The 8,822-nt window shown below is 74.1% G+C and carries 6 protein-coding genes; 3 read left to right on the top strand and 3 right to left on the bottom strand.

Going from position 1 to position 8,822, the window contains the following annotated elements; genetic code table 11:
* Positions 1-167: 167 nt before the first annotated feature.
* Both ABZX02_RS27665 and ABZX02_RS27660 read left to right on the top strand, forming a co-directional pair.
* A complete protein-coding gene (locus tag ABZX02_RS27665) occupies positions 168-1,601 on the top strand; it encodes a WGR domain-containing protein (protein ID WP_355302148.1) in 1,434 nt (477 codons plus the stop codon).
* A gap of 332 nt (positions 1,602-1,933) precedes the next feature.
* The gene (locus tag ABZX02_RS27660) at positions 1,934-2,695 is read left to right on the top strand and encodes a metallophosphoesterase (protein ID WP_355302146.1); all 762 of its coding nucleotides are present in this window, start codon (positions 1,934-1,936) and stop codon (positions 2,693-2,695) included.
* A 9-nt stretch (positions 2,696-2,704) separates the two neighbouring features.
* Here ABZX02_RS27660 and ABZX02_RS27655 read toward each other — a convergent pair whose 3' ends face one another.
* Entirely contained in the window at positions 2,705-4,153 is a 1,449-nt protein-coding gene (locus tag ABZX02_RS27655; protein WP_355302144.1) for an IucA/IucC family C-terminal-domain containing protein, read from the bottom strand.
* 22 nt (positions 4,154-4,175) lie between these two features.
* On the opposite strand from ABZX02_RS27655, the gene ABZX02_RS27650 reads away from it, so the two are divergent.
* Complete coding sequence (locus ABZX02_RS27650) at positions 4,176-5,519, top strand: IucA/IucC family protein (protein ID WP_355302142.1); 1,344 nt, start codon at positions 4,176-4,178, stop codon at positions 5,517-5,519.
* Here the strand turns inward: ABZX02_RS27650 and ABZX02_RS27645 are convergent.
* Complete coding sequence (locus ABZX02_RS27645; RefSeq protein WP_355302141.1) at positions 5,509-6,510, bottom strand: hypothetical protein; 1,002 nt, start codon at positions 6,508-6,510, stop codon at positions 5,509-5,511. The two genes, ABZX02_RS27650 and ABZX02_RS27645, sit on opposite strands and share 11 nt — an antisense overlap.
* Before the next feature lie 19 nt (positions 6,511-6,529).
* Positions 6,530-8,731 carry a helix-turn-helix transcriptional regulator gene (locus tag ABZX02_RS27640; protein ID WP_355302139.1) on the bottom strand — a complete coding sequence of 734 codons (2,202 nt, stop codon included), beginning with the start codon at positions 8,729-8,731 and terminating at the stop codon, positions 6,530-6,532.
* Between the last annotated feature and the right edge of the window lie 91 nt (positions 8,732-8,822).

The raw sequence follows: 8,822 nt of genomic DNA, 5'->3' as shown, positions 1-8,822 counted from the left end.
CGCCGGGCTCCGCCCGCCTCCGGGGCTCTCGCCCGCGCCTGCCACCGGACGAACTTCCGGGACACGGCCCAGGACTCCGGGCGGGGAGCCGGCTCCCCGCCCGTCCCGGAATTGTCAGACCCCCTTGCTACGGTCGTTCCAGCTGATCAACGCGAGGGGGAAAGACCGTGGCTGCTGCCACCACGTACCTGGAGCTGTCGGAGTCCAGCGGGAGCGCGCACAAGTTCTACGAGGTGGTCGTCGAGGGCACGAAGGTGACGATCACCTTCGGCCGCATCGGCGAGCGCGGTTCCACGCGCGAGTCCACGTTCGCCGACGAGGCCAAGGCCGTGAGCGCGGCCCAGAAGAAGATCGGCGAGAAGGTCCGCAAGGGCTACGCGCCGGCGGTCAAGGGGCAGCGGCAGCGGCGGGCCATCACGCGCCGCGAGATCACCAGCGTGCGGTCGAGCGCGCGGCAGGCTCCCGTGCTGTGGCGGTTCCACTCGGGCGCGCCCGCGTTCGGCATCTTCATCGGCGAGGACGAAGCGTGGGTCGGCAACGAGCGCGGCGACGTGTTCACGCTGGCGCACGACGGCCAGGTCACCGGCCGCTACGGCCTGCCGGACGGCGTGAAGTGCATCGTGGCCGACGACTTCTGGATCTACGCGGGCTGCGACGACGGGCGCGTGTACGACCTGGGCGGCAAGGTTCCGCGGGTGGCGTACGAGATCGCGAGCGACGTCGACATCTACTGGCTCGACATCGACGACGGCGTGCTCGGCGTCTCCGACCGGCAGGGCGGCATCACGATCGTCGACCACGAGGACGAGTTCCAGTGGTCGAGGCGCAGCGGCGGCGACAGCGCGTGGATGGTCCGGAACGCACCGGAAGGCGTGTTCCACGGCCACTCCCACGGCGTCACGCACTACGCGGCCCGCACCGGCGATCCCGTGTGGCACACCGAGACCACGGGCGCGGTGCTGTTCGGCTGGCAGGAACCGGCCGCCGTGTACGCGGGCACGAGCCGAGGCTGGGTGCACCGGTTAGCGCGCGCCACGGGCACCGAGACCGCCCGCTACCGCTGCGACGCGGCGGTGTTCTCGTGCGCCACGTCTCCGGGCGGCGAGTACGTCTTCGCGGGCGACAACCACTCGTCCGTCTACTGCTTCGCGGCCGACGGCACGAGGTTGTGGAAGCTCGGCACGGGCTGCGGCTCCGCGTACTCCATGCAGTACCGCGACGAACGGCTCTACATCGTCACCACCGACGGCTCGCTGGCGTGCATCGACGCGAGCCCAGCCGCGATCCACGCGGCCGAGCAGGGCGACCTCCCGCAGCGCAACGACATCAAGGCCGACCACTGGCAGCGCGTCGAGGCCACGGCCGAGGTGGAGACCGTGGTGGCGAGCGCGGTCCCGGCCGGCGGCGTGGTGGTGCAGTGCGTGCAGGAGGGCGGCCGCCTGCGCGTGCACGTGGTCTCCGAGGGCTACGACCAGGCGCGCGCCGTGCAGTTCCCGAAGGACATCCGGGTGCCCGGGGCGCGGTACCTGGTGACCGAGATCCACACGTCGGCGAGCGGCGGCTTCTACCGGGCGCGCGGGGAGATCAAGCGCCTGCTCTGACCGGCCTTCGTGCTTCGGCGGCGGCTGTCGCCGGGCACGAGGTGGGGCCGAGCGTTGCCTGGACTCGGTGACCGGTGGGCCAGTGGAGGCCGGTCACCGAGGCGAAGGGAGATCAAGCGCTGCTCGCACCCCGGTGGCCGCCGCCGGGCACCAAGGCCAGGTCGAGCGCCGCTCCGACCCGGCACGCGGCACCTCCTGGCCGACGTCCGCGCCCCGGCCAGCAGCACGACCAAACGCCTGCCCCGGCCTGGTGCTCTACACGCACCTCGGCCGGGTCAGCCCCTGCTCCCATCCCGCGCGTAGCGTGGATCCCGGGCAACGGGGGTGGGGGCATGGCGAGGATCGCCGTGATCGGAGACGTGGGCGGACACGCGGACCTGCTGCGGCAGGCGCTGGCCGAACTGGGGACCGGACTGACGGTGATCCAGGTGGGCGACCTGGTCGACCGAGGCCCGGACAGCCTTGGCGTCCTCGACGTAGTCGCCGAACGACTAGGACCACGCTGGGTGCAACTGATCGGCAACCACGAGGCGCAGTACCTACCCGGCGCCGAGGTCTTCTGGCCCGATCCCCTACCACCGCAAGGCATAGAGACGCTACGCACCTGGTGGGCGGACGGCCGCATGCGGGTGGCCGCCGCCGTCACGGCAGGCGGCGACGAGTACCTCCTCACCCACGCCGGCCTCACGCTGGCGGCGTGGCAACAGCTGGGTGAACCCACCACCGCCGCCAAGGCCGCCGACCTGTTGAACGAACGCCCCGACCTGATCTGGCGCATGGGCGCGCACGGCCGTGACCCGGAGACGGGGCCGTTGTGGGCCGAGTCCGGGGCGGCGTTGCACGAGCCGTGGATGCGGTACGGCGGCATCGTGCCGTTCGGGCAGATCCACGGGCACTCCACGGTCGTGCACTTCCGCGACCAGAGGTGGACCTGCGACGGGCGGGTCCGGCAGCGGGCGACGGTCGACTGGCAGGCGCGGCACGTGCGGGTACGGGTCGGCGGGCGGATGTTCGTCGGTGTCGACCCCGGTCACGGTCGTGCCGGCGCCACCGCCTGGCGGCCGCTGGTGCTGGACGACGCCGAGCTGACCTGAGCAACAGAACTAGTTGCGGTACAACGGGTTCGGGCAGTCGACGTACCGGCTCGCCGCGCCCTCCGCGCGCGTCCACCGCAGGAGCAGGTTGGCCTTCGCGGGCACGAACCTGTCCTCCAGCAACGACTGCGCCTGCGAGTAGCCGTGATCGCGCGCGTAGGCGGCGAAGACCGCCCGTGCCTCCTCCCACACGTCCAGCCCGGGGTGCCGGGCCAGCACCGCGCCCGCGATCTCGATCAGGTGGTTGACGACCAGGCAGTACCGCAGCCGCTCCCAGCCCTTGGCCTCGGAGACGCCGCGCGCGCCGTCCGGTCCGTCCATCGAGGACATCGAGGACAACAGGTCGGCGTGGCGCGGCAGCAGCCGCATGCCCTCGGGGTCGCGGAAGATCGCCTGCACGGGCATTCCCCCGGCGTCCACGCCGACGAGGACGTTCTGCAGGTGGCACTCCATCACGACGCCGTGGGCGAAGAAAGCGTGCAGCACCGGCGGCACCACCACGGAGACGTACTGCCGGAACCACCGCAGGGCAGCAGAGGAGTCCAGGCCGTCCAACGGATTGCCGTCGAACCCCTCGCTGAGCCCGGCCGCCAGCAACGGGGTCGCGCCGGGCAGCAGGTGCGGGCGGAGGCCGTCGCGCACGACGACCGCGAGGCCCTCGAACTCCTCCGGCGACGTCCGGTAGCCGCGGTCGATCAGGAAGGACGCGCCGGGGAAGACCTCGGTGATGTCCGCGAAGACCGGTCTCAGCAGGCGCGCGAGCGGCGGGATCCAGCGCAGGTCGTGCGCCCACAGCCGGCGCACGTCGTTGGTGATCCGCACGTCCAGGCTGAACTTGTAGAACAGGTCGGCGGCGGGGTCGTAGACCGTGCGCACGGACGACGTCGGCCACACCTCGGGACCGGCCGCCGCGCTCTCCCGCCCCAGCAACGAGAGCTGCCACGGGTGGGCCGGCAGCACGCCAGGGGTGAACGGCACCTCGCCGTCGTCCGAGAACACGCCTTCCAGCTGCGCCAACGAGAAGCTCGCGTGCACCTCCGGCGAGTACGGCAGCCACTCCCGCGCGGGCACGTTGCCGCGGCCCTTCGGCGCCGGGTGGTAGCGGTGGCCCGCGACGAGTGCCTGCTCGGAGCGCTGGTAGAGGTCGGCGGGCGGGGTGCCGCGCGCGTCCAGCACGGCGGCGATCGCCGACCGCGACCCCGCGATCTCGTCCAGGAACCCGACCGGCGGGTCGCCGAGCTCCTTGGTGACGAGCACGGCGAGCTCGTGCCACGACAGCGGTTGCCACGTCCCGGCGAACACCTCGGGGTCCGACAGCCAGCGACCCTCCCGCGCGCGCAGCACCGTGCCGCTGCGGGGCAGCCGGAGCGTGCCGCCCGCCCACTCCCCCACCTCCCGGCGCAGGCAGTTCAGCAGGGCCGTCGAGGTGATGCCGTCGGGATCAGTGATCGCTTCCACCGGTGTCCGCTTTCCCCTGGCGATGTGTCAAGATCAGATCATCCTGACGCACACGCCGGTCGAGTCCGCTTTCGCCGCCGCACTGGACGGAAATCGCGCCGAAAGGTTCATCGCGGCGCTGCCGGGAGCCCGCGCGGCCATTCTCGCGCGCCTGCGCCGCGCGATCGCCGTCGAACCGTTGCCGCAGGTCGGCATCGACCCGGCCGGGTTCACCCATCCGGTCGACCTCCTCACCGCACTGCGCTGGCCGCGGTCGGAGAACCTGGTCCGTGAGGTCGCCCACAGCGTCGCCGGACTGGCCCTGTCCCGCACGACGGACCCGCTCACGACCCCGTTCGCGACGAGGTCGCTGGAGGAGCACGAGCAGAGCGTCGTCGACGGTCACCCGCTGCACCCGTGCTGCCGCAACCGCACCGGGTTCACCGCCGCGGACCACCTCGCGTACGGCCCGGAGCACCGCCCGGTCGTCCCGCTGCGGCTGCACCCCGCGGCGGACCACGTCGTGTTCGGCGACTGGCCGGACGAGCTCCGCGACGGCGGACGGCTCCTCCTGCCCGTCCACCCCTGGCAGGCCGACCGCCTGGGCGTCGGCGGCGCCGGCACGATCGACGCGCACCCGCTGATGGCGCTGCGCACCCTCTCGGCCGGCGACTGGCACGTCAAGACCACGCTGAGCGCCCAGATCACCTCGGCCGTGCGGGACATCTCGAGCGAGTCGATCACCACCGCCACGACGGTGTCGGACTTCCTGGCCGGGGCCGTCGAGGGCATCGAGCTGCAGCCCAACCGGGCAGCGGCCGCCGTGCTCACCGACGGCGCCCCCGACCGGCGGCTCGGCGTGGTCCTGCGCGACAAGCCGGTCCCGCGAGAGGGCGAGACGCTGCTGCCCCTGGCCGCGCTGCGCGGCGCGCCCATCACCGACCCGCTCGGCTGGCTCGCCGAGTTCGCCGAGCTGACCGTGCCGCCGCTGATGACACTGCTGGCGCGCGGCATCGCCCTGGAGGCGCACGAGCAGAACCTCGTCGTCGGCCTGGTCGACGGCAGGCCGAGCCGGGTGATCTACCGCGACCTCGCCGACATCCGCGTCAGCCCGCGCGCCGCCCTGCCCACCCGGCTGCACGCGAGCCCGGAGGCGTTGCGCGCCAAGACGTTCGCGACGTTCTTCGCCACCGCCCTCACCGGGCTGGTCGACGCGCTCGACGCCCCGGCCGCCGACCTCTGGGCCGTGGTGGCGAAGGCGGTCCCGGACACCCCGGACCGGCACGCGCTGCTGCACGACCCGCTGCCCGCGAAGCCGCTCACCCTGATGCGGCTGGACCCGGCGACCACGAGGTGGGCGTTCCTGCCGAACCCGTTCAGGGCTTGAGCAGCTCCGCCCGGTGCTCCCACGCCAGGGACAGCAGCGCGGCGCCGGCGGCCTGCGTCGGTTCGCGGTGCACGAACCGGTCGATGTTCTCTGCGGTGAAAGGAAGTCCGCGCAGCACCTGGCCCTCGTCGTTGTGCGCCACCAGGTCGCCGAACAGCTCGTCGAACCGCGCGGCCTCGATCACCGCCACCGTCAGCATGTCGGTGGCGAACGTCAGCGGGTCCACGCCCATGCCGAGGTAGAACACGCGGGCGGCGTCGGTGAGCCGCTGTGCGAACGGCCACGTCGCGTAGTCCGCGTCGTGGATCTCCTCCACCCCCAGCATCTCCTCGGCGAACTCGCGGATCATGCAGTGCCACAACGAGAAGTCGGCCGGCGACGACCCCTGGAAGACGCCCACCGGCAGCACCTGGAACATGCCGCCCGCGTGCCCGACCCGCTTCGGGTCCCGCCAGTGCAGGTAGAACGTGGCCTCGCCGGACACCTCGTCGTGCCGGAGGGTGAGCGTCGAGACGGCGACGTTGACCGGCCTGCGCCGGGGGTCGCGCGGGTCGCCGACGGCCGTCCGCAGCGGGAGCCCGCCGACCCGTCCGGCGTACTCGTGCGCGCAGGCCTCGCCCACGTCGATGCCGTCGAAGTAGCTGCCGAGCCCGAACGTCAGGTGCCGCCCGGTGAAGCCGAGCAGCCGGTAGGTCTCGCGGTTCTGGAACACCACCGGGGCGGCCAGTGCGGCCATCGCGGCGGAGTAGCCGCCGAACCCGTCGGGCACGGCCGACACCGGCAGTGCGGGCAGTTCCGGCGACTCCCGCAGTTCCAGGGTCAGCTCCGCGAGCGGCACCGGCGTGGCGGGCATCCAGTCCGGGGAGGTCAGCAGCGGCGTGTCGGCGACCCTGGGCACGTCCGGGTACTCCGCGACGGCCTCCACCGCGAGCGCGTGGCGGTTCCGCAGCAGGTGGGCGCGCACTGCGAGCCACTCGGCAGACGTCGGCATGGCCGCCATTGTGCGCACCTCAGGTGAACAGGCCGGCGAGCCCCTGCCGCGACGTGATCGCGAGCTTGCGGTACGCGGCGGCGAGGTGGCTCTCGACCGTGCGCACCGACACCACCAGCGCGTCGGCGATCGCCCGGTCCGTCAGGCCCCTGGCCGCGTGCCGCACGACCTCCAGCTCGCGCCGGGTGAGCCCGTGCCGCGTCTGCGCCAGCTCGGTGAACTTCGCCGCCTGCACCGGCATCCCGGCGTCGCGGTGCGCCTGCGCCGCCACGAGCAGGTCGGGCACCGCCCGGGAGGCACGCGCCCGGACGCCGAGCGCGCGGGCCCGGGTCTCCGGTGCCTCGAACGACCGGTCGCCGAGCTCGCCGGCCGCCTGCGCGACGGCTCCGTGCTCGGCCGCCGCGGCGAGGTAGTAGACCGCGCACCGCACCGATCCCGCCTCCTCCGCCTCGCGGGCCGCGGCCAGGTACAGCTCCGCCGCCGGCTCGCCCCGGACGGCGGCGGTCGCGGCGGCCACCCACGCGGCCAGCGCGGGCAGCACCGCCACCTCGTCCGGTTCACGGGCGCTCGCGACCCCGGCGGCGGCCTCGGCCACGACGAGGTTCGCGGTCACCTCGGACCGGAACGCGCCCCGGCCGCTCTGCGCGAGCAGGGCCTCGCGCACCCGTGCCAGGGACGGCGCCTCGACGTCCGGTCCGAGCAGACTCGCCACGGACCGCGCGAGCCCCCGGTAGTACGGCGACACGTCGGACGCGGCGGTCAGCGCGGCCATCGCCTCGGCGGCCTCTCCCGGCCGGTCCGCCATCACCAGGGCCGCGGCGCTGACCAGCATCGCTCGCCCCCACGCGGTCGCCGGCGGGTCGCCGGTCAGCACCTTCTCCGCGCGCAGCAGGGCATCGGCGGGACGGGCCGAGAACAACGCCGCCACCGCGGCCGCCGAGTCCACGTCGGCGCGGAAGCGGTCCGGCACCACGGCGTCGTCGAGCAACGCCACCGCGGCCGACGGCCTGCGGTCGCACCAGATCGTCAGCGAGGCCTCCGTGAGCAGCACGGCCAGGCGGTCCGCGTCGTCCCGGACCCGGTGGGCCGCAACGCGGTGCGCCTTCCACGCCTCGTCCCGCGCACCGCTCTCCGCGTGGGCGTCGGCCAGCACGAGTGCAGCTGCAGGACCAGGATCGGCGGGCACCGCGCGATCGGCTAGCCGCACGGCGAGCTCCGGCCGGTCCAGCAGCACGGTCCGCGCGGCCGCCACGAGCACGGCGGGATCGGTGACGCCCGAGTCGAGCAGCAGGTGCTCCCGGCCGGGGCCGGGGTCGGCGGCCAGCAGCCGGTCCGCGAGCCGGCGGCGCCGCGACGGCGTGAGGTGGGGTGCGGCGGCGGCCGCGAGCATCGGGTGCCGCGGCCGGACGATCCCCGCCGCCCCGTCGACCAGGCCGCGTTCCTCGATCTCGGCGAACCCCTCCGGCGACGCCACGCGGGTGAGCACGTCCACCGCCACCGGTTCCGCGAGCACCAGCGCGCACAGGGCCTCGACGCCCGCGGCGGAGAGCCCGGTGACCGGCTGGGCCGCGACGGGAGGGGCGGCGGTGTCACCACGCCACATCCACACGCCGTCGAGCCGGGTCAACGCGCTGTGCCGCGCGAGTTCGGCCAGGTCCCGCGCGTTGCCGCGGCTCCACCGCCAGAGCAGGTCGGCCGTGCGGGGCGCGACCTCGCCGCCGAGCCGGTCCGCGAGCACCCCGGCGGCGTCCTCCCGCCCGAACGGCTCGAGCGCCAGCACGTCCAGGAACCCGTCCCTGGCCAGGGCGTTCACCGCGTCCGGTCCGGGCAGCAGGGCGGTGACCACCAGCCGGGGACCGAGTTCCGGAGCGAGCGCCAGCAGCGTGGTCGCCGACGCCTCGTCGAGCAGGTGGGCGTCGTCCACGACGAGCAACGACCGCGGCCCGAGCGCGCGGCGCAGCGCGTGCAGCACGGGGACCGGGTGCGGGTCGGTGAGGTCGGGCGGCAGCAGCGCGGCGAGCGCGCCGAACGGGATGGACCGGCTGGTCCGGGTCGCGACGACCCAGCGGACCTCCCGGCGCGACGCCGCGGCGACGGCCCGCGCGACCCACGTCCTGCCGGCACCGGGCTCCCCGGTGACCAGGACTCCGCGCGTGCCGATCCGGTCGAGCGCGAAGGCGATCTCCCGGTCCCGCCGCCCGGTCGTGGTCGCAGGGGTCATGCACGCCATCGTGACAGGCCCGTACCCCTGGGGTCGATGGATTTCCCTGACGCGGCAAGCGTTTCCATGATCCGCGACGGAGCCCCGGAGC

Source organism: Lentzea sp. NPDC003310, assembly GCF_040610935.1.
Lineage (GTDB): Bacteria > Actinomycetota > Actinomycetes > Mycobacteriales > Pseudonocardiaceae > Lentzea.
This window is presented reverse-complemented; position numbering and strand designations above follow the sequence as displayed.

Bases quoted from the DNA above. Each gene is read 5' to 3' on its own strand.
- ABZX02_RS27660 (WP_355302146.1), top strand. From the start codon at position 1,934: ATGGCGAGGATCGCCGTGATCGGAGACGTGGGCGGACACGCGGACCTG.
- ABZX02_RS27650 (WP_355302142.1), top strand. From the start codon at position 4,176: ATGTGTCAAGATCAGATCATCCTGACGCACACGCCGGTCGAGTCCGCT.
- ABZX02_RS27645 (WP_355302141.1), bottom strand. From the start codon at position 6,510: ATGCCGACGTCTGCCGAGTGGCTCGCAGTGCGCGCCCACCTGCTGCGG.
- ABZX02_RS27640 (WP_355302139.1), bottom strand. From the start codon at position 8,731: ATGACCCCTGCGACCACGACCGGGCGGCGGGACCGGGAGATCGCCTTC.